The organism is Halosimplex yunnanense, assembly GCF_054504345.1.
The window spans coordinates 131,967-150,692 of the sequence record NZ_JBTJEL010000030.1 but is presented as its reverse complement, the minus strand read 5'-3'; the positions used below and the strand labels follow the sequence as shown (position 1 = coordinate 150,692).

18 protein-coding genes are annotated in these 18,726 nt (G+C 69.7%); 12 read left to right on the top strand and 6 right to left on the bottom strand.

What is annotated here, in order from left to right:
• Positions 1-18 precede the first annotated feature (18 nt).
• A complete protein-coding gene (locus tag AB2U09_RS05115; RefSeq protein ID WP_459191615.1) occupies positions 19-1,113 on the bottom strand; it encodes a thiamine pyrophosphate-dependent enzyme in 1,095 nt (364 codons plus the stop codon).
• 561 nt (positions 1,114-1,674) lie between these two features.
• On the opposite strand from AB2U09_RS05115, the gene AB2U09_RS05110 reads away from it, so the two are divergent.
• The gene (locus AB2U09_RS05110; RefSeq protein WP_459191614.1) at positions 1,675-2,025 is read left to right on the top strand and encodes a DUF7991 family protein; all 351 of its coding nucleotides are present in this window, start codon (positions 1,675-1,677) and stop codon (positions 2,023-2,025) included.
• Positions 2,026-2,037: 12 nt separating this feature from the next.
• Here the strand turns inward: AB2U09_RS05110 and tmk are convergent, their stop codons facing one another.
• Entirely contained in the window at positions 2,038-2,643 is a 606-nt protein-coding gene (gene tmk / locus AB2U09_RS05105; protein ID WP_459191613.1) for a dTMP kinase, read from the bottom strand.
• A 150-nt stretch (positions 2,644-2,793) separates the two neighbouring features.
• Here tmk and AB2U09_RS05100 point away from each other — a divergent pair, with 150 nt between their 5' ends.
• Positions 2,794-4,098, top strand: coding sequence for an outer membrane protein assembly factor BamB family protein (locus AB2U09_RS05100; protein ID WP_459191612.1), 1,305 nt, complete (start codon positions 2,794-2,796; stop codon positions 4,096-4,098).
• 39 nt (positions 4,099-4,137) lie between these two features.
• Here the strand turns inward: AB2U09_RS05100 and AB2U09_RS05095 are convergent, their stop codons facing one another.
• Complete coding sequence (locus AB2U09_RS05095; RefSeq protein WP_459191611.1) at positions 4,138-5,379, bottom strand: hypothetical protein; 1,242 nt, start codon at positions 5,377-5,379, stop codon at positions 4,138-4,140.
• A 92-nt stretch (positions 5,380-5,471) separates the two neighbouring features.
• Entirely contained in the window at positions 5,472-5,939 is a 468-nt protein-coding gene (locus AB2U09_RS05090) for an NUDIX domain-containing protein (RefSeq protein WP_459191610.1), read from the bottom strand.
• Positions 5,940-6,058: 119 nt separating this feature from the next.
• On the opposite strand from AB2U09_RS05090, the gene AB2U09_RS05085 reads away from it, so the two are divergent.
• From AB2U09_RS05085 to AB2U09_RS05065, 5 genes are all read left to right on the top strand, one after another.
• A complete protein-coding gene (locus AB2U09_RS05085) occupies positions 6,059-6,607 on the top strand; it encodes an NUDIX hydrolase (RefSeq protein WP_459191609.1) in 549 nt (182 codons plus the stop codon).
• Between the two features lie 54 nt (positions 6,608-6,661).
• A complete protein-coding gene (tgtA, locus tag AB2U09_RS05080; RefSeq protein ID WP_459191608.1) occupies positions 6,662-8,137 on the top strand; it encodes a tRNA guanosine(15) transglycosylase TgtA in 1,476 nt (491 codons plus the stop codon).
• A gap of 499 nt (positions 8,138-8,636) precedes the next feature.
• Complete coding sequence (locus tag AB2U09_RS05075) at positions 8,637-9,407, top strand: class I SAM-dependent methyltransferase (RefSeq protein WP_459191607.1); 771 nt, start codon at positions 8,637-8,639, stop codon at positions 9,405-9,407.
• Between the two features lie 102 nt (positions 9,408-9,509).
• On the top strand, positions 9,510-10,052 hold the full coding sequence (locus tag AB2U09_RS05070) for a twin-arginine translocation signal domain-containing protein (protein WP_459191606.1): 543 nt from the start codon (positions 9,510-9,512) through the stop codon (positions 10,050-10,052).
• 87 nt (positions 10,053-10,139) lie between these two features.
• Positions 10,140-11,042 (top strand): PhzF family protein, encoded by a 903-nt coding sequence (locus AB2U09_RS05065; protein ID WP_459191605.1) that lies wholly within the window; start codon positions 10,140-10,142, stop codon positions 11,040-11,042.
• Between the two features lies 1 nt (position 11,043).
• Here the strand turns inward: AB2U09_RS05065 and AB2U09_RS05060 are convergent, their stop codons facing one another.
• A complete protein-coding gene (locus AB2U09_RS05060) occupies positions 11,044-12,015 on the bottom strand; it encodes an SDR family NAD(P)-dependent oxidoreductase (protein ID WP_459191604.1) in 972 nt (323 codons plus the stop codon).
• A 258-nt stretch (positions 12,016-12,273) separates the two neighbouring features.
• Between AB2U09_RS05060 and AB2U09_RS05055 the strand changes: the two genes are divergently transcribed.
• The gene (locus AB2U09_RS05055; protein ID WP_459191603.1) at positions 12,274-13,737 is read left to right on the top strand and encodes an FAD-dependent oxidoreductase; all 1,464 of its coding nucleotides are present in this window, start codon (positions 12,274-12,276) and stop codon (positions 13,735-13,737) included.
• A 72-nt stretch (positions 13,738-13,809) separates the two neighbouring features.
• Here the strand turns inward: AB2U09_RS05055 and AB2U09_RS05050 are convergent, their stop codons facing one another.
• Positions 13,810-14,781: an aldo/keto reductase gene (locus AB2U09_RS05050; RefSeq protein WP_459191602.1), complete on the bottom strand. Its 972-nt coding sequence runs from the start codon at positions 14,779-14,781 to the stop codon at positions 13,810-13,812.
• A 140-nt stretch (positions 14,782-14,921) separates the two neighbouring features.
• On the opposite strand from AB2U09_RS05050, the gene AB2U09_RS05045 reads away from it, so the two are divergent.
• From AB2U09_RS05045 to AB2U09_RS05030, 4 genes are all read left to right on the top strand, one after another.
• Positions 14,922-15,287 (top strand): DUF7522 family protein, encoded by a 366-nt coding sequence (locus AB2U09_RS05045; RefSeq protein ID WP_459191601.1) that lies wholly within the window; start codon positions 14,922-14,924, stop codon positions 15,285-15,287.
• Between the two features lie 110 nt (positions 15,288-15,397).
• Entirely contained in the window at positions 15,398-16,090 is a 693-nt protein-coding gene (locus tag AB2U09_RS05040) for a class I SAM-dependent methyltransferase (protein ID WP_459191600.1), read from the top strand.
• A 78-nt stretch (positions 16,091-16,168) separates the two neighbouring features.
• Positions 16,169-18,148 (top strand): DUF460 domain-containing protein, encoded by a 1,980-nt coding sequence (locus AB2U09_RS05035; protein WP_459191599.1) that lies wholly within the window; start codon positions 16,169-16,171, stop codon positions 18,146-18,148.
• 78 nt (positions 18,149-18,226) lie between these two features.
• Positions 18,227-18,652, top strand: a complete 426-nt coding sequence (locus AB2U09_RS05030; protein WP_459191598.1) for a hypothetical protein — start codon at positions 18,227-18,229, stop codon at positions 18,650-18,652.
• Positions 18,653-18,726 lie beyond the last annotated feature (74 nt).

Genomic DNA, 18,726 nt, shown 5'->3' with positions numbered 1-18,726 from the left:
AGTCTCCAGAGCGACCGCTCACTCCCGCCTCTGCTCACCCCCGCGGTCGACTACCTCACGCCGCTGCGCGACGACGCGGGGAGGGAGGTCCGCGTAGGCGTAGTCGAACGCTTCCCCCGGTTCGGGCTCGGGGGTCGCCTCCGCGGCCGCGACGGCCTCGTCCAGTTCCGCGTTCGCTTCCTCGCGCGCCGCGTCGACGAACCCGTCGTCGACCACGCCCTCTTCGCGGAGGTAGTCGGCGGTGCGCGCCAGCGGGTCGGCGGTGCGCCATTCGGGCAGGTCCACGTCGCCGCGGTAGCGGTCCGGGTCGTCGCTGGTCGAGTGGGCGCCCTGCCGGTAGGTGAGGCTCTCGACGAGCACCGGGTCGCCCTCCGTTGCTCCATCGCGAGCCTCGGCGACGACCTCGTAGACGGCCAGCGGGTCGTTCCCGTCGACGCGGACGCCGTCGAAGCCGTAGGCGTGGGCCTTCTGTGCGATCGTCTCGCTCGCCGTCTGGCGGTCGGTCGGCAGGCTGATCGCCCAGTGGTTGTTCTCGCAGAAGAAGACGACCGGCGCCGAGAACACGCCCGCGAAGTTCATCGCCTCGTGGAAGTCCCCCTCCGACGTGGCGCCGTCGCCGAGGTACGCGCAGACCGCGTGGTCCTCGCCGAGGTGGGTCGCGGCCATCCCCGCGCCGACGGCGTGGGGGAGCTGCGTCGCGATGGGCGTCGCCGTCGTGAACGTCCTGCCGCGGCCGTCGTGGCGTCGTTCGGAGTTGGGTTTGTCTGCGGAACCGTCGGCCCCGTCGCCCGTCGGCCCGTCCGGTTTGAACCCGGAGAGCCCGCGACGGAAGCGGAGGATGTCGGCCGGCGGACGGCCGCGGGCGAGTTGCATCGCGTTCGACCGGTAGGTCGGGAACAGCCAGTCGTCGTCGGCCAGCGCGTGCGCCGCGCCGACCTGCGACCCCTCCTGGCCCTCGAAGGGCGGATAGCCGCTCATCCACCCTCTGCGCTGGAGCGAGACCGCCCGCCGGTCGAATACCCGGGCACGCACGACGTCTCGCAGGAGCGTCCGCGCGAGTTCGGGGTCGACGCTCGTCTCCGCCAGCGGCCGCTCGCCGATGACGCGGTGCATGGTCGATACAGGGGCGGCCGAGCCAAAGCGATTGTGCCGCTACGAGGAGTGGATGATTCGAATGCTGTGTCCGCTTGCTCACTGGCGACCGCAAACAGCGTGAAAGCCCCGAGCGTCTGCACTCCCGCGGCTCGCTGTCACCGAAATCTGCGATTTTCGAGATGACGAGAGAGCAAAGCTCTCTCGAACCACGCGCTTCGGTCGCTCCGCTCCCTGCAGTGCTTTCGTCGCCGGGGTTCGTGCAGACGCTCGCCCCTTTCATTCCCACCCGCATAGACTGGTGATCAGCCGACACGGGTGGGAATGAAAGGGGCCGTGCGTTCCGGGAAGACGCGCGACGTAAGCACCGCAGGCCGTAGTCCTCGTGAGCGAAGCGAACGAAGGACGGCCGAGGAGCGCAGCGAGCGCCTCGACCGGAACGCGCGGGGGCTTTCACGCTATTTGCGGTGACGCACAAGTCGGTGTCTGTACTCGGAAGCCACTGCTAACTGCGCCGAAGCCCATCGCACACTCTCGACTCGCAGTCGACACCTCAAAGAGCGCGCCGCGCCAAGCGGGGGTATGGTCTCGGCCATCGAGGCGCTCGAACTGGTCTTCATCCTCCTGGTCCACAGCGCCGTCGCCGCCCTGATGACCCGCTTTTTCCGCGTGCGACTGAAGACGCGATGGGGCGGATTCCTCTACGCCGCCCTCATCGTCCCCGTCGCGCTCACGGTCTCGACGCTCGTGTTCAGCGGCATCCTGCCGCTCGGCCCCGATCTGGGGTCGGCCGGCGTCGTCGTCATGGTCGTCATCCTGCTGCCCGCAGTGGCCGGCATCACCTTCGACTACTTCTGGATGCCCTCGCCCGACGAAGTCGACCTCCCCGAACGCTGGGAGGACGAGCGACCGAGTCGCTACGAGAACCGCTGACCGGTCGTAATTCTATTCGTCGAGCAAGTCCACGAGCGTCGACTCCACGTCGGCCAGCACCTTCTCCTGCGAGCGGGTGGCGTCGATCCGGACGAACCGGTCTGGGTCGTCGTCGATCAGCCGCTCGTAGTTCTCGTGGACCGACTCGAGGAACTCGACCTGCTCCATCTTGTTGGTCGAGCCGGCCCGGCGGGCGCCGGTCTCGGGGTCCACGTCGAGGTAGATGGTCGCGTCCGGCGTCCGGGTGAACGGCGCGTGGATCTCGCGGACGTAGTCGAGCGGGTCGGCCACGTCGAGGTGTGGGTAGTCGGCCAGCGTCGCGCCCTGGTAGGCGAACCGCGAGTCCGAGTAGCGGTCGGAGACGACGAGGCGGCCGTCGTCGAGGGCGGGGCGGATCGTCCGCGTCAGGTGGTCGGCGTGGTCGGCGGTGTAGAGGAACAGTTCGGCGACGGAGTCGGCGTCGGCGTCGCCGATGGACCGCTCGACGGCCTCGCCGTACCACGACCCCGTCGGCTCGCGCGTGAACACCGCGTCGCCGGGGACGGCGTCGCTCTCGGCCAGGTGGTCGGCCGCCGAGGACTTGCCGCTCCCGTCCAGCCCTTCCAGCGTGACGAGCATACCCGTGTGTCTCGGTGCCCTCACCTAAACGACTCGGTGGCCGCCGGCGACCGAGACGGATCGCGGTGCCGCCGGTCGGACGGATCTCCGCGGTCATCCTCACCGGGAGGATGGTAAAAGTCAAACCACCCCACGCCGACTACCGGGTACATGGACGAGCGGTTCTCACGACGGGCGTTTCTGGGCGCTGTCGGCGCGGGCGCAGTGACCGGCGCCGCGGGCTGCGTGGCGGCCCCCGGGGGGACGCTCGATCGACCGGTCGAAACGGACGGCGAGCCGCTGGAACCGCTCGGTGAGACCCAGTTCCGGGGCGGGCTCCAGCGACGGGGGGTCTACCCCGACGCGACGATCCCGACCGACGTCGAAGTCGAGTGGACTATCCGGGAGATAAACACCGGTGACCACACCGCGGCGAAGGCCAGCCCGGTCGAGGTGCCGGGCGGCGACGTTGTCGTTCCCGGCGACAACGGGGATATCCGCCGGGTCACGCCAGCGGGCGAGGTGGTCTGGACCGCGAGCGTCGAGCAGACCTCGCGGGGGATCCACGGGACGCCCGCAGTCGTCGACGGGGCTGTCTACATCGGCGCCTACGACGGCGCGCTCTACGCGTTCGACCTCGAATCCGGCGAGCGCTACTGGCGGACGAAACTCGGCGACGCCATCGGGTCGAGTCCGGGGTACCACGAGGGGACGGTCTACATCGCCGTCGAGTACTACGAGCCCAGCGGCGCGATGTTCGGCGTCGACGCCATCACCGGCGAGGTCGAGTGGGAAGACCAGCGGCCGACGGACCACCCCCACTCGACGTGCGCAATCGACCGCAGGGCCGAACGGCTCGTCGTCGGCTCGAACGACGGCGACCTCTACGCGTGGTCGTACCCCGACCTGGAGTTCCAGTGGACCTTCTCGACCGGCAGGCCGATCAAGGGACCGGTCGCGACCCACGACGGGAGCGCCTTTTTCGGGTCGTGGGACGAGACGGTCTACCGCGTCGCGCTCGACGACGGCACCGAGGAGTGGACGTTCGAACCCGACGGAATGGTGATGTCCGGCCCCTCGGTCGACGCGGACTCGGGAACTGTCTACGTCGGGACCCACGACTCGCGGCTGTACGCCCTCAAGGTCGACACCGGCCGAGAGCGGTGGTCGTTCGACACCGGCGGCTCGCTCATCGGCTGCCCGACGGTCACGAGCGAACACGTCCTCGTCGGTTCGTACGACCGCAACTGCTACGCGGTCGAGAAGGCGACCGGTGACGAGGTCTGGTCGGTCGAGGGCGTCGGCGTCGTGTCGAGTACGCCGCTGGTCACCGACGACGCCGTCTACTTCACCGACCGCGCGTCGAAGGCGTACTTGGGCGAGGGCGGAAACGGGGGCGACACCACGGACACCGACTCGGGCGGCGACGGGCAGACCGGCGGCCTCTACAAGGTCGTCGAAAGCGGCGGAAGCTGAGGACCGGCGTCCGGTCGGTGTTCGATCCGCTTCGGTCGCTCACGGTCGCGCGCGGAAGAGCGCGAGGTGACGGAGTATCGTCCGGTCTTCGAGCCCGCCGGCGAGCGCGCCCGAGAGGACGCCGATGGTCGCGATGAACGCGCCGGTGCGGACCAGATCGACCACGGTCACGACCGGGTCCTCCAGGCTCGGCCAGTTCGTCATCAGGTTCGGCGGGAAGACGACGAACTCGATGACGAGCATGATCGCGCCGACGAGGCCGAACAGGCCGACCATGCCGGCCACGAGGATACAGAGGATCGCCACGTTGAGCAGCGCGACGTGCTCGGTGACGACCGCGCGGCGCTTGCGCGGGACGTTCAGGTTCAGCGAGAACACGAGGTAAACCGCCGCCAGCAGGATACTGACCGTCGCGAACAGGACCGTCGTCGCGTTGTCGAGGTTGAGGCCCACGTCCCACGTCTCGGCGCTGAACACGAGGATGAGCGTCGGCGCGACCGCCGCCGTCGAGAGCTTCGGCAGCGAGAGCGGCAACAGCGGCGCGCGGCTGGTCGCCAGCGCCCGGAGCAACTGCCGGCCGTTCCGCACCGCGCTCAGCAGGTGAAACCAGACCAGTCCGAGGGGGCTCCGGGACTCCACCTCCGCTTCCGGGATCGTCGTCGCGATGCGCTCCAGATACCGGCTCACGTCGGCGTCGAACGCGGGGACGCCGGAGCGGTCGGGGTCGAACTCGTAGGGGGCCATGACGCTGCTTTCCGGGTCGTGGTCGGCCCCCAGCAAGTGACCGATCTGGTGGAGCAACGCCGTCGCGCCGTTCCAGCGGACGGCGGCCGAGTCGAGCGGTCGCTGGGGTCGGTCGCGGCCGCTGACGCGGAGCCGGTGCGTCGAGACGACGGCGACGCGGCTCAGCGGCGAGGCCAGCCCGGCGACTCGTCGGTGGTTGCGCGAGAGCAGCGGGACGTCGGTCACGACGACGACGAGGTCGTAGGGGCCTTCGACCATCCGCAGCGCCGCTTCGTCGAGAAACTGCGAGGGGCGGCGCGCGTCGGCGTCAGAGAGGATCTCCGGTTCCTCGGCGTGGAACCGCCAGCCCGCCTCGGTGGCCGCTTCGAGCTCGTCGGCGGCATCGCCGGCGAGTCGCGCCGCGAACTCGCCCAGTCGGTCGGCGTCGGCACCGGGTGACGCCGCGACCAGCAGCCCCACGTCGACGACCGTCTCCCGGTCGGCGACCGCGCGTGCAACGATCGGGTTCTCCGGCGCTCGCGACGGCGACTCGTCCATACCGCACGTTCGGTCGCGCGACGGAAAAAGTCGCTCTCGCAGTCGAAGAGCGGGCAGGGGTCGCCGGAGCAGCTGGTGGGGTCGAAAGGCCGCTAGTCGCCGTCGAGACCCACGTCCGCGAGGTACCGCTCGACGTACTCGTGGAACTCGCCCTCGTCGCCGGCGACGAACCGGTAGTCGTCGTGTTGCTCGTCGAGTTCGATGGGGTCGTCGGGGTCGGTCTGGCGGACCCGGAAGACGACGTTGACGGTGTGACGTGAGTCGACGCCGTCGATCGACGAGTCGTCCCAGAAGTGCTCGTAGACGCCGACTCGGTCCGCGACGGTCACCTCGACGCCGAGTTCCTCGCGGGCGACCCGGCGAGCCGCGTCTTCCAGCCGCTCGCCCTTGTAGAGGCGGCTCCCCGGCCAGAACCACTCGCCCTTCGCCGGCGCCTTCGTCCGGTGGGCCAGCAGCACCCTCCCGTCGCGCTCCAGCACGACCTCGACGCAGGCCTGCGGGACGCGGTCGAGCACGGTCGCGAACTCCTCCTCGGGGATGAACTCGTCGTGGACCTCCATGCCGGGCCATCGACCGGCGCCCCCTTCGGCGTTTCGAGGGGGCACCTGCGACCGACGCTCCGCCGCTCGGCGCCGTCGCAGCCGACACCGCTTTGGCGGTCGCGGCGCGCGCTCTCGGTATGACCGACGAACTGGCCTGGGAGACGCTGGACAGCCGCACCTCCTACGCCTGCGAGGGGTTCGACATCGTCACCGACACGGTCCGCTTCCCGTCGGGCGAGGAGGCCGAGTTCGACTACCTCACCGAGGGCGAGAGCGTCGTCGTCCTCCCGTTCACTCCCGACGGCGAGGTGGTCGTCATCGAGGAGTGGCGCCAAGCCGTGGGACGGGTCAATCGCGCGCTCCCGGCGGGCGGCATCGAGGACGACGACGGCGCGCCGGAGGACTGTGTCGCCCGCGAACTCGAAGAGGAGACGGGGTATCGACCGGGGAGCGTCGAACACCTCACGACAGTCGAACCCGCGAACGGCTTCTCCGACGCCGTGTTCCACTACTTCGTCGCCCGCGAGTGCGAGCCGACCGGCGAGCGGGACCTCGATTACAACGAGGACATCCGCGTCGAGACGACGACGCTGGACGCGCTGGTCGAGGCCGCCCGCGAGGACGAACTGCGCGACGGCCGGTCGATGCTCGCGGTGCTGTACTTCGAGCTGTTCGGGGAGCGGTAGCGGCCGACGGCGCGGAACACAACCCTTAGGCCCGCCCGCCGGATATCGCGGGCAATGGCAGACGTCTTCGAGGTCGACCGCTACGACGCCGCCGGGCGGCTGGGCGAGCTGGAGGTGCCCCGCGCCGGCGTCACGGTCGAGACGCCCGCGCTCCTCCCGGTCATCAACCCGCATCTCCAGACCGTCACGCCCGCCCAGCTCGAATCCGAGTTCGGCGCGGAGATCCTCATCACCAACTCCTACGTCCTCTACGGCAGCGACGATCTCCGCGAACCGGTCGAACGGCAGGGCCTCCACGACCTGCTCGACTTCTCCGGTGCCATCGTCACCGACTCCGGCTCGTTCCAGCTGGCCGAGTACGGGAACATCGACGTGACGACCGAGGAGATCCTGCGGTTCCAGTACGAGATCGGCTCCGACGTCGGGACGCCGGTCGACATCCCGACCCCGCCCGACGTCTCCCGCGAGCAGGCCGCCGAGGAACTCGCGACCACGCAGGAGCGCCTCGCGACGGCGGCCGAGGTCGAGACCGGCGACATGCTCGTCAACGCGCCCGTTCAGGGGTCGACCTACCCGGACCTGCGCGAGGAGGCCGGCGCCCACGCCGCCGAGTCGGGACTGGACGTGTTCCCCGTCGGCGCGGTGGTGCCGATGATGAACGAGTACCGCTACGCCGACCTCGCGGACGTGGTCGCCGCCGCCAAGCGCGGCCTCCCCGAGAGCGCACCGGTCCACCTCTTCGGCGCCGGCCACCCCATGATGTTCGCGCTGGCCGTCGCGCTGGGCTGCGATCTCTTCGACTCGGCGGCCTACGCCATCTACGCACGCGACGACCGGTACATGACCGTCCGCACGACCGAACACCTCGAAGACCTGGAGTACTTCCCCTGTTCCTGCCCGGTCTGTACGAGTTACACGCCCGCTGAACTCAAGGCGATGGACGGCGAGGGCCGGGAGCGATTGCTCGCCGAACACAACCTCCACGTCTCCTACGGCGAACTCCGGACCATCAAGCAGGCCATCCGCCGCGGGGACCTCATGGAACTCGTCGAGGCCCGTGCCCGCAGTCACCCGGCGATGCTCGACGGCTACCGCGCCCTGCTCGACCACGCCGACCAGCTGGAACGCACCGACCCCGTCTCCAAGGACACGTTCTTCCACCTCTCCGGCGAGAGTGCACGCCGGCCCGAGGTGCTGCGCCACCACCGGCGCCTCGACCGCCTCGAACCGCGCGGCGACTCCGTCCTGCTGACCGAGGGCAACGACGCCGACCGCTTCGACGAGTGCTGGTCGGTTCGGCCCCCGTTCGGTCCGTTCCCGCGGGAACTCGCCGACGGCTACCCCCTGACCGCCGAGACGCCGGAGCGCCTCGAAACGCCCGCCTACGAGGCCGCCGCCGCCGGCGTCGCCCGCCTCGTCGAGGCCCACCCAGACACCGACTTCACGCTCGCCCATCGCGGCTGGCCGACGAGCGCGCTCGCCGACGTTCCCGAGCGCGTCGAACTGTGGAATCTCAACGACGACGACTAATCGACTGACTTCTGCTGTGGCGCGCGCTGTCGAGCGGTGCGAGGCGCGACTTGGGAGCGCCTCGATGCGAACGGCTCTGCCGTGAGCGTGCCCGCCTCGTGGCGGGCCGCTCGAAATAGTCGTGCGAGGGATGAGCGATGGAGCGTAGCGACTGAGCGAATCGGCTGGGGAGGCGCGTGGCCGTCTGCGGTGCTGTGCGGTGGCGGTCCTGGTGGACTGAAAGGGCGAGGCGGGCTCGCGTGCAGTTCAGTCGTCTGAGCGGGCCACTATCCGCGCGGGCGGTGCGGAGAGCGCGGATATCCCGCCTCAGCGACCGCGAGCGCCGAGGACTTTCATCTCCCAGCAGTACCTGCTGTCTCTGCGGATCATGCGGTTGTAGCTACTCCTAGCGAGCGTGTCGAGGGCGTTCAACTTCGAACCGGTCCTGTGGCCACAATAGCGACCGAACGCCCCGTCCCCTGGGAAAGTATATCACACAGAGAGACGACACGACCAGACGATGCCTCCGGAGGACGACCAGCCGATCTCGCGGAGTACGTACGACGAACTCGCGCCGGGGTACGAGGACATCACGGACGCGGCGATCCGCGAGTACTACGAGTGGCCGGCGGTCGAACGGCTGCTGCCACCGCTCGACGGCAAGCGCGTCCTCGACGCGGCGTGTGGCGACGGCCACTACACCGCGCGACTCGCCGAGGCGGGCGCCGAGCCGGTTGGGGTCGACGCCAGCCCGGCGATGGCCGAGCGCGCCCGCGAGCGGTTCGCCGACGACCAGTCCCTCGTCGAGATTCCCGTCCACGAGGCCGACCTGACCGACGGGCTGCCGTTCCTGGACGGCGAGGCGTTCGACCTCGTGGTCTGCCAGCTCGCGCTGGAACACGTACGGGACTGGGAGGCCGTCTTCGACGCGTTCGCTCGCGTCCTGAAACCCAGTGGCCGCGTCGTCGTCTCGACGAGCCACCCGGTCAGGGACTACGTCGACGCCGAGTTCTTCGTCCGCGACCACGTCCTCTCCGAGAGCGCCACCTACGGCGAGATCGAACGGGTCGACCGCGACTGGGGCGAGGACGGCGACCCGTTCGTCGTCCCGTTCTATCGCCGGCCGCTGCAGGCGGTCTTCGAGCCGGCGACCGATGCGGGACTGCTGGTCGAACGCGTCCGCGAACCCGAGGTGACGGACGTCTTCGCCGAAGTAGCCCCGGACCACGCCGCCCAGTTCCGCGAGGGGCCGCCGAACTTCCTCTGTCTTCGACTCCTGAAACCCCACTAGCGGACCACTTCCCGCCGCTCCGCCGGCACTTCGCCCCGGCGCGTCGCTCTGACTCGGCCGCCAGTCGAGAAGGCTTATTCCAGTCTCGCTGAACGATCGGGTGTGCGATCGACACGACGCGCGTTCGTGGTGGCACTCGCGGCAGCTGGTGGTGGGTGTCTCGGCATCGGAAACGACCCCACGCCGACAGCACGGCCCGACAGTGACGACGACGGTATCCCGGACGACGTGGACGACTATCCGACCGACGATCGTCGGGGGCTCCGGTCGAGCAGTACCGAGGCGACGGAGTCGACGATCGAGGCGGGTGAGTTCCGTGCGTACGGGCTCACGAACTCGCCGCAGGATTCGGGGGAGTACGTCGAGTACGACGTCACCGTCGAGGGGGAGGGGGCGGTCGACTGTCTCGTCTTCCGTCGGGAGGCGTACGACGCCTACGAGGAGGGTGACCGCGACGCCGCTGTCGTCGACGAACTCAGCCGCACCGGCGTCTCGGAGACGAACGTGGTCGAACAACTCCCCGAGGGCGAGTTCATCTTCGTGCTCGACTACACCGCGCAGGCGACCGACCCCGAACGGGAGCGCGTCACGGTGTCGTACTCGGTCGAGATAGCCGACCCCGTCTCGACGGCGATCACTGACTGAAGCGACCGGAAACCCGCGGTGGGCAACTCCGATACCGAGTGGCACGGTCGAGAAACGCATTTCCCGTGTCGTTCCCCAGTGGGCGCCATGCGCCGCCCCCTCCACCTCGTCGACGTGTTCGCCAGGGAGCGCTACGCCGGCAACCAGCTCGCGGTCGTCACCGACGCGGCCGACCTCTCGACCGACGAGATGCAGGCGTTCGCCGCCGAGATCGGCTTCTCGGAGACGACCTACGTCGAGTCCACCTCAGCGACGCAACCCGACGACGCCGACACCTGGTCGGTCCGCATCTTCACGCCGGAGGCCGAGATCCCCTTCGCCGGCCACCCGACGCTCGGAACGGCGCACGCGATCCGCGAACACCTCGCCGACGGTCGACCCGACGAGATCGTCCTCGACCTCGACGTCGGCGAGGTCCCCGTTACCGTTCGTGAACGGGCGGACGGTGGCGAGACGCTGTGGATGACCCAGCAGCCGCCCGCGTTCGGCGACACACTCGCCCACGACGACCTCGCAGCGGTCCTCGGACTCGAGCCCGCAGATATCGACCGGGACTACCCGGTCCAGGTCGTCTCGACCGGACTCCCGACGCTCGTCGTTCCGCTGGCCGACCGCGCCGCCCTCGAATCGATCGACGTCGACCGCGCGGCCTACGACGCCGTCACCGGCGACCGCGACGCGAAGAACGTCCTCGCCGTCTGCGCCGATCCACGCGACGACGCCAACGACTTCGCGGTCCGGGTGTTCGCGCCCTACTACGGCGTCCCCGAGGACCCCGCGACGGGGTCGTCGAACGGCTGTCTCGCGGGCTATCTGGTCCGCCACGGATACGGCGGCCGCGACTCGGTCGACGCCCGCGTCGAACAGGGCTACGAGATGGGACGGCCGTCGCTGGTCCACGTGCGGGCGCGCCAGGAGAGCGATTCCGACGACATCACCGTCGAAGTCGGCGGCACCGTCCGGGCGGTCGCCCGCGGGACGCTCCTCTAACTCAGGCGCGCTGGGGCCGCTCGTCGCCGACCACCTCGGTCTCGCCGAGTGCCAGCCACTCGGCACTCGCTCGCCAGAGGCGCCGCTGGGCCTCGCGGTCGGTCGCGCCGTCGCCGGGCACGACGGGCTCGCGGTCGTCGAAGTACTCGCCGGTGACGCCGGTCACCGACGGCGAGCGCGCCAGGTACGTCGGGGTCTCGGCGGACTCGGCCGGCGAGTCGGTCCGCCCGAGCAGGCCGCCGACGACGCCGTACAGCGACCAGACGAGGCCGAAGCCCCGGGATCCGTCGCGGGTGAGCGCCGTCGTCGGCGAGACGCCCGGGTGACAGCTGTTGGCCGTCACCGCGTCGGGCAACCGCCGCGCGAGTTCGCGCGTGAACAGCACGTTCGCGAGTTTCGAGTGCTCGTAGGCGTCCATGCCGGTCTGTCCCTCGGGACCGCGAACGTCGTCGAGGTCGAGTTCCCTGTCGCGATGGAGGTTCGAGGAGATACTGACGACGCGGGCGGGGTCGCGCTCGCCGTCCGCTTCCTCCGCTCGCCGGGCGCCCGTCTCGGCGAGGCGGTCGGCGAGCAGGTTCGTCAGCAGGAACGGCGCGAGGTGGTTGACCGCGAAGGTCAACTCGACGCCCTCGTCGCTGCCGGGCGCGTCGACGAGGTGGCGTTCGCCCTGAAACGTGCCGGCGTTGTTGACCAACACGTCCAGTCGGTCGAAATCCGCACGCACCGCGTCGGCCAGCTCGCGGATCGCGGCCGGGTTCGCGAAGTCGGCGGCGTAGAAGCGGTGGCCCTCGCCGGGGAGGTCGGCGGCGAGGCGTTCGCCCTTCTCGCGGTCGCGGCCGTGGACGAGGATCGTCGCCCCCGTCTCGGCGAGGTTACGCGCCGTCTCGGCGCCGATGCCGTCCGTCGATCCCGTGACGAGGACGACGTGACCCGCCTCGAGCGAGGACCCGTCGTCGGTGACTGTGGCTGCCATTGGTTGCCATTGCCGCCCCCGCCTCAAAACTCTCGCCGTCGCCGGGCAGACCTCCCCTCTCGGTCACCAGTGAGGGGAGACAGCTTTGTGGGTCCACGCTGACAGTCCACCCGTGAACCGAGTGGTCTCCAGCGCGGCGACAGGTGGTGTCGAACGCCCGGGCAGCGTCGCTCGGGCGCTCGCTCGCGCGCGAACTGGCGGTGTCGCACGGACGGGTCGGCGGCCGGCGGCAGTCTCGGCGACTGAGGAGGGGTCGGAGTGACGCTGGCTGCGGTCGACCGATACCGGCCGGATCGGATCCACAGCGTCGGCGACCGCGCGGTCGTCCTCGGCGGCAGCGTCGCCGGACTCTGTGCGGCGCGCGTCCTCGCCGACGGGTTCGACGAGGTGGCCGTCGTCGAGCGCGACCCGCTTCCGGACGAACCCGTCGCCCGCGACGGCGCCCCTCAGTCCAGCCATCCCCACGCGCTGCTGGAAGCCGGACAGGCGACGCTGGAGGACTTCTTCCCGGGGTTCGGCGAGGACCTCGTCGACGCCGGCGGGCTGATCATCGACGTCACGAAGCAACTGGTCGAGTACCAGCAGGGCGGGTTCGTCGCCGACGGCCCGACGCGGACGCCCTCCTACTGCGCCAGCAGGCCCCTGCTCGAGTCCGTGATCCGGGCTCGGGTCCGCGAACTCGACCCCGTCCGCCTCCGCGGCGGGTGCCGGTTCGTCGACTACCGCACCGACGACGGCGCGACGGCGATTACCGGCGTGGCGGTCCGCGACGGCGACGGGCCGACCGAGGCCATCGACGCGGATCTGGTCGTCGACGCGACCGGACGGACGAGTCGCACGCCCGAGTGGCTCGCCGACAACGGCTACCCCGCGCCGCGGGAGGACAGGGTCGAGATCGACCTGCAGTACAGCTCTTTGCGCGTCGAGCGCCCGCCCGGCGACCGGCGGATGATCAACGTCCCGCTCGACGCGCCGCGGACCCGCGGCGCCGTCGCGCTCCCCATCGAGGACGGCCAGTGGGACGTTATCCTCGCCGGGGTCCACGGCGCCGGCGCGCCGAGCGACCGCGAGGGGGTCCTCGAATTCGCCGATTCGCTGCCGATCGACCTGATCGCGGACATCCTGCGGAGTCAGCCGTGGGTGTCCGACGGCGTCGACGGCTACCCCTTCCCGGCGAGCATGCGCCGCCGCTACGAGGACCTCGATCGCTTTCCCGACGGGCTGGTCGTCACCGGCGACGCCGTGTCGAGTTTCAACCCCGTCTACGGGCAGGGCATGTCGATCGCGGCCCTCGACGCGCTGGTGCTCCACCACGCGCTGGCCGACGACGGCCTCGACCGCCTCGCGCCGCGCTTTTTCGACGCAGTCGCGCCGGTGCTGGACACACCGTGGCAGATGGCGACCGGCGGCGACTACCAGTACGACGAGACCGACGGCGACCCGTCGCTCGCCACGGAAGCGTTCAACTGGTACTTCTCCCGGCTGCTCAGGCAGGCCCACGACGACGGCGTCCTCGCCGAAGCCTACGGCGACGTCGTCGGACTGGAGCGGTCGCCCGCGGCGCTGCTCCGCCCGCGGATCTTCGCCCGCGTGCTGCTCCCCATCGGCGACGACTCGGCGAGCGACAACCCGGAGCGGCGGGAGTTCACCCCGCCGGAGCGGACGGACTCGGCGCGCGGCGACGAGTCTACCGAGCGAAAACGAACGCAAAAACCGCTTTGAGCGCGCGGAGCGCGGTCCGCAGTCACGGTCGAACCGTCTTCCCCACTCTCGACTCGAAACCGCTCGACCGCCCTACTCGTGACCGTAGATGGGGACCGGCTCGTACGGTTCCTCGAGGTAGGCCACGTCGGAACTGGACAGCGACACCTCGAGCGCCTCGACGGCATCTTCGAGGTGTTCGACGCTGGAGGTCCCGACGATGGGGGCGTCGACGTGGTCGTTCTGGAAGTGCCACGCCAGCGCGAGCTGGGCCATCGTGACGCCCTTGTCGGCGGCGAGTTCCTGCACGCGCTCGTTGATCTCCTCGCTGCCGGGCCCCTCGTGGTAGGGGACGCCGTAGTCCTGCTCGGCCTCGCCGCGGGTGGTCGCGGTGAACTCGTCGTGCGGGCGCGTCAGGTACCCGGCGGCCAGCGGCGACCACGGGAGCACGCCGATGTCCTCCTTGTCGCAGACGGGGTACATCTCCCGCTCCTCCTCGCGGTAAGTCAGGTGATAGAGGTTCTGCATCGTCTCGAAGCGGGCCAGCCCCTCCTCGTCGCTGACCTGCAGGGCTTCCTGGAACTGGTGGGCCCACATCGAGGAGGCGCCGATGTGACGGACGTTCCCCCGGCGGACGGCGTCGTCGAGCGCCCGCAGCGTCGTCTCGATGGGCGTGTCGTAGTCCCAGCGGTGGATCTGGTACAGGTCGACGGTGTCCATGCCCAGCCGGTCCAGCGAGTGTTCGAGCTCCTGCTCGATGGTCTTCCGGGAGAGGCCCTCGGCGTTGCGGTGGTCGTTCGCGCCGGAGAAGCGGACCTTCGTTGCGACGACCTGTTCGTCGCGGTCGTAATGCGAGAGCACGTCGCCGAGAATCTCCTCGCTCTCGCCCGCCGAGTAGGTGTTGGCGGTGTCGAAGAAGTTGACGCCCAGGTCGATGGCGCGCTCGATCAGTTCCTCGCTGTCGTCCTCGTCGAGCATCCAGTCGGCGCCGCTACCGAAGCTCATGCAGCCCAGACAGACCTTCGAAACCTCCATTCCGGTCGAACCGAGGGTGGTGTACTCCATAGCGAACCGACGGCGTGACCGGACGTAAAACGACCGCCCGCGGAAGCTGCCACCCCGTTTCCGGTCCTCGACGGCGCTGGGTCCCCGTGCCCGGTTCCGGTCTCCACCACATTGACAATGAGCGACTGTGAAGGGTTGGTATGGTGGTTGGTAGCACGGACGAGCTGGTGGCTGCCCTCCGGGACGTGGTCGGTGACTCCTTGCGGCTGGTCGCGACCTACGACCGGGAGGGGTACGACGTGGTCCACGCGCGCCCGGACGCCGCCGAGCGCGCGGAGGAGCACGCCGAACGGGTCCACGACGAACTGGTCCTGCAGGGGCTCGGCCGGGGCCATCTCGAAGACCTGTTCGGCGCGGGGAGTCTCGAGTGTTCGATCCACCGCTTCGAGGAGCTGACGGCGTTCCACTTCGCGGTGGGGGAGTTCTCCGGGCTGTTCGTCAGCGTCGACTCGGAGGCCGACCTGCGGCTGGCGACGTTCGCCGAGACGTGCAAGGAGTTCCTCTGAGTCACGCCGCGGTGCTGCACTCGGCCGTGTATCCGGCCGGGCCCTCGGCATAGGCGCGGGAGCCCGCGCCGGCGGTACGGTTTCGTCCTCGGCGCGAATACTGGTATACGATGGCAAAGACCAAGCATTCGAACGATCCGGCAGCGGCGGGGACCGGCGGATCCGACGTGGACGACGACGCGGGGCCGCGTCCGGATTCGCTGGCGGACATCCGTGCGACGTACGCGGACCAGGTCGACGTGATGGCCCGGGCGCGTCCGATCGACCGACTGCTCCTGGGGCGGTATCGGCGGCGTCTCTTCGGCCAGGCGACCGGCCGCGTGTTGGACGTCGCCTGCGGGACGGGGACGAACATCGAGTACGTCCCCGAGACGGCCGGGTACGTCGGCGTCGACGCCAGCCCGGAGATGCTCCGCGAGGCGGCCGCGGAGCTTCGTCGGCTGGAACGCGACGGCACGCTGGCGGAGATGGACGCGCAAGCGCTGGCGTTCCCCGACGACAGCTTCGAGACGGTGATTTCGTCGCTGTCGACGTGTACGTTCCCCGACCCCCTCGCGGCACTGAACGAGATGAATCGCGTCTGCGAACCCGGCGGGCAGGTCCTGCTCCTCGAACACGGCCGCAGCAGCGTGGAATCGCTCGGTCGGTTCCAGGACTGGCGGGCCGACGCCCACTACGAGAAACACAGTTGCCGCTGGAACCAGAATCCGCTGCGACTCGTCTCGAAGTCCGACCTCGCGCTTCGGGACTCGTCCACCAGGATGCTCGGGGTGATCACCGCAATCCGGGCCGAACCCGGGTGAGCTGTGAGCGGGCCCGTACCGGGTGACGCGGTTCGGTCCCGCGCCGGGTTTATATTTGCCTGTTGCCTACGCTCGCGTGTGAGTACGCGAACGAGTGCGCTGGACGCGGTCGTCTTCGGGGTGGACGTCCAGAGCGGCGACGTGCGCGGGGACGTTTCCTACGCGCTGGTCGCGTTCGACGGCGAGCACGTCGACCGCGACGTGGTCTCCCGGCGGAAGCTCCGCCGGCTGATCCGCGACGAGCGGCCCGCCATCGTCGCGACCGACAACATGTACGAACTCGCGGAGAACAAGGACGCGCTCGTCCACTTTCTGGGCGAACTCCCCGACGAGACGACGCTGGTGCAGGTCACCGGGGCGGAGCGGCCGGAACCGCTCTCCCGAGTCGCTAATCGCCACGACGTGCCATACGGCAAGGAGCCGATGAAAGAGGCCGAGGCCGCCGCCCGCCTCGCCGCCCGCAACGTCGGCCAGATCGTCTCGGCGTTCACCGACGAGACGGAGATCAAGGTCTCCCGCGGCCGCTCGACCGGCGGGGGCGGCGGCTGGAGCGAGGACCGCTACACCCGCCGGATCCACGGCTCCGTCAAGAAACGCACCCGCGAGGTCGAGGCGGACCTGAAGGAAGCCGGCCTCGACTTCGAGCGCGAGGAGACGGAGAAGTACGGCGGCTTCTCCAACGCCGTCTTCACCGTCGAGGGCCGCCCGCAGGACATCCCTGTCTCCAACGAGCGGGCCGGCGACGTGCGCGTCGAGGTCGAGCGCGTCCGCCGCGACGGCATCGAGTTCCGCCCGCTCGCCAAGCGCCGCGACCACGTCGTCGTCGGCGTCGACCCCGGCACTACCACGGCGGTCGCCATCGTCGGCCTCGACGGCGAGGTGCTCGACGTCCTCAGCACCCGGACCGCCGACAGCGCCGAAGTCACCGAGTGGATCATCGAGCGCGGTCGACCCGTCATCGTCGCCGCCGACGTGACGCCCATGCCCGAGACCGTCGAGAAGCTGCGCCGGTCGTTCGACGCCGCCGGCTGGACGCCCGACCGGGACCTGCCCGTCGACGTGAAACAGCACCGCACGCGCGAGGAGGGCTACGACAACGACCACGAACGCGACGCGCTGGCCGCCGCTTTCGGCGCGTTCGACGCCCACAGGGACCAGTTCGAGCGCATCGCCGCGAAGGTCCCGCCGGGCGAGGAGGTCGGCCCGGTCGTCGCTCGCGTCGTCGCCAACGAGGAGTCCGTCGAGACGGTCCTCGACGACCTGCGCGACGACGGCGGCGACGAGCCCGACGACCAGCCCCAGCAGTCCAACGAGCAGTCCCCCGAGCAGAAGCGCATCTCCCAGCTGGAGTCGCAGGTCGCCCAGCTGCAATCGCACGTCGAGAACCTCGAGGAGACCATCGAGGAGAAGGACGACGAGATCGACGACTACGAGCGCAAGCTCTCGGAGGCCCGCAGCGAGACGCGCGTCGAGGCCCGCAAGGACCGCGAGGTGACCCGGCTGGAGCGGGAGAACCGCCGACTACAGTCCGAACTCGACGAGAAGGACGAGCGCATCGAGGAACTCGAAGGCAAGCTCGAACGGCTGAAGGCCCTCTGGAAGCTCGACCACTCGAACTTCGCCGACGTCGCGGCGAAGAAACAGGGCCTGACGCCCGTCAAGGTCGTCGAGCAGTTCACCAGCGACGCCATCGACGACGCGGACGAGCGGTTCGGCCTCGCCGAGGACGACGTGATCATGTTCCGCGACGCCTCGGGCGCCGGCGCCTCGACCGCGGACAAGATCGTCGACATCGACCCGCAGATCGTCCTGCGCAACGGCGGGCTCTCGGACGTGGCCGACGAGATCCTCTTCAAGCACGACGTGCCGGTCGCGCCCGCCGAGATGGTCACCGTCCAGGAGGTCGACGAGCTGGCGGTCGCCCGCGAGCGGGAGATCGAGGCGGCCATCGAGGACTGGGAAGACCGTGCCGAGGAGCGCGAACGCGAGCGCAACGCCCAGATGGTCGACCGCCTCATCAGCGAACACCGCGCCGGCGACCGCGGCGAGAGCGACTGACTCCCGGCAGACCGACGCGACTCCGGCTTCCCATCAGTTCTGTCAACCTTTTTGTGTGCCGGGCGACCCACACGGGACATGGCAGGGAGCCAACACGGAAGGGTGCAGGTGGAATCGATCACCGTCGCGACCGGGCTGGCGGTGCTGACGCTCGTCTGCGGGGGCGTGCTGCTCGGCATCATCAACTCGCTGTTGCACGGGGACATCGCCGGCGCGTTCTCGCTCGGCCGGATCCAGGGCACGGCGATCAGTCACGTCTCGACGGCCGCCGTGATCGGGTCGGTCATGGCGGTGTTCGTTCGCGGCACCAGCCAGGAACTCCTCGTGAAGACCACCGGCGTCGTCTACAGTGCCGCGTTCCTCGAGTCGATCCTCAGTGACCTGCTCTTCTCGTCGTTCGACGTCGGGGCCGAGATGTTCGTCGATCCGCTCTATCCGGTCCTCTCGTTTCTCGGCTACGTCATCGCGTACCACATCCTGTTCGAGCGCGACGACTTAGTCTGAGTCACCGGCTGCGACCCGGTGAGACACGCACCGGGGCGGGACGGACACGGAACTTTTTGCCGTCCGGCCACGCG

Excerpts from the sequence above, each read along its gene's own strand:
- AB2U09_RS05040 (WP_459191600.1), top strand. The coding sequence starts at position 15,398 with ATGGCAAAGACCAAGCATTCGAACGATCCGGCAGCGGCGGGGACCGGC.
- AB2U09_RS05085 (WP_459191609.1), top strand. The coding sequence starts at position 6,059 with ATGACCGACGAACTGGCCTGGGAGACGCTGGACAGCCGCACCTCCTAC.
- AB2U09_RS05060 (WP_459191604.1), bottom strand. The coding sequence starts at position 12,015 with ATGGCAGCCACAGTCACCGACGACGGGTCCTCGCTCGAGGCGGGTCAC.
- AB2U09_RS05030 (WP_459191598.1), top strand. The coding sequence starts at position 18,227 with ATGGCAGGGAGCCAACACGGAAGGGTGCAGGTGGAATCGATCACCGTC.
- AB2U09_RS05110 (WP_459191614.1), top strand. The coding sequence starts at position 1,675 with ATGGTCTCGGCCATCGAGGCGCTCGAACTGGTCTTCATCCTCCTGGTC.
- tgtA (WP_459191608.1), top strand. The coding sequence starts at position 6,662 with ATGGCAGACGTCTTCGAGGTCGACCGCTACGACGCCGCCGGGCGGCTG.
- AB2U09_RS05075 (WP_459191607.1), top strand. The coding sequence starts at position 8,637 with ATGCCTCCGGAGGACGACCAGCCGATCTCGCGGAGTACGTACGACGAA.
- AB2U09_RS05115 (WP_459191615.1), bottom strand. The coding sequence starts at position 1,113 with ATGCACCGCGTCATCGGCGAGCGGCCGCTGGCGGAGACGAGCGTCGAC.
- AB2U09_RS05045 (WP_459191601.1), top strand. The coding sequence starts at position 14,922 with ATGGTGGTTGGTAGCACGGACGAGCTGGTGGCTGCCCTCCGGGACGTG.
- AB2U09_RS05065 (WP_459191605.1), top strand. The coding sequence starts at position 10,140 with ATGCGCCGCCCCCTCCACCTCGTCGACGTGTTCGCCAGGGAGCGCTAC.
- AB2U09_RS05090 (WP_459191610.1), bottom strand. The coding sequence starts at position 5,939 with ATGGAGGTCCACGACGAGTTCATCCCCGAGGAGGAGTTCGCGACCGTG.
- AB2U09_RS05050 (WP_459191602.1), bottom strand. The coding sequence starts at position 14,781 with ATGGAGTACACCACCCTCGGTTCGACCGGAATGGAGGTTTCGAAGGTC.
- AB2U09_RS05095 (WP_459191611.1), bottom strand. The coding sequence starts at position 5,379 with ATGGACGAGTCGCCGTCGCGAGCGCCGGAGAACCCGATCGTTGCACGC.
- AB2U09_RS05100 (WP_459191612.1), top strand. The coding sequence starts at position 2,794 with ATGGACGAGCGGTTCTCACGACGGGCGTTTCTGGGCGCTGTCGGCGCG.
- tmk (WP_459191613.1), bottom strand. The coding sequence starts at position 2,643 with ATGCTCGTCACGCTGGAAGGGCTGGACGGGAGCGGCAAGTCCTCGGCG.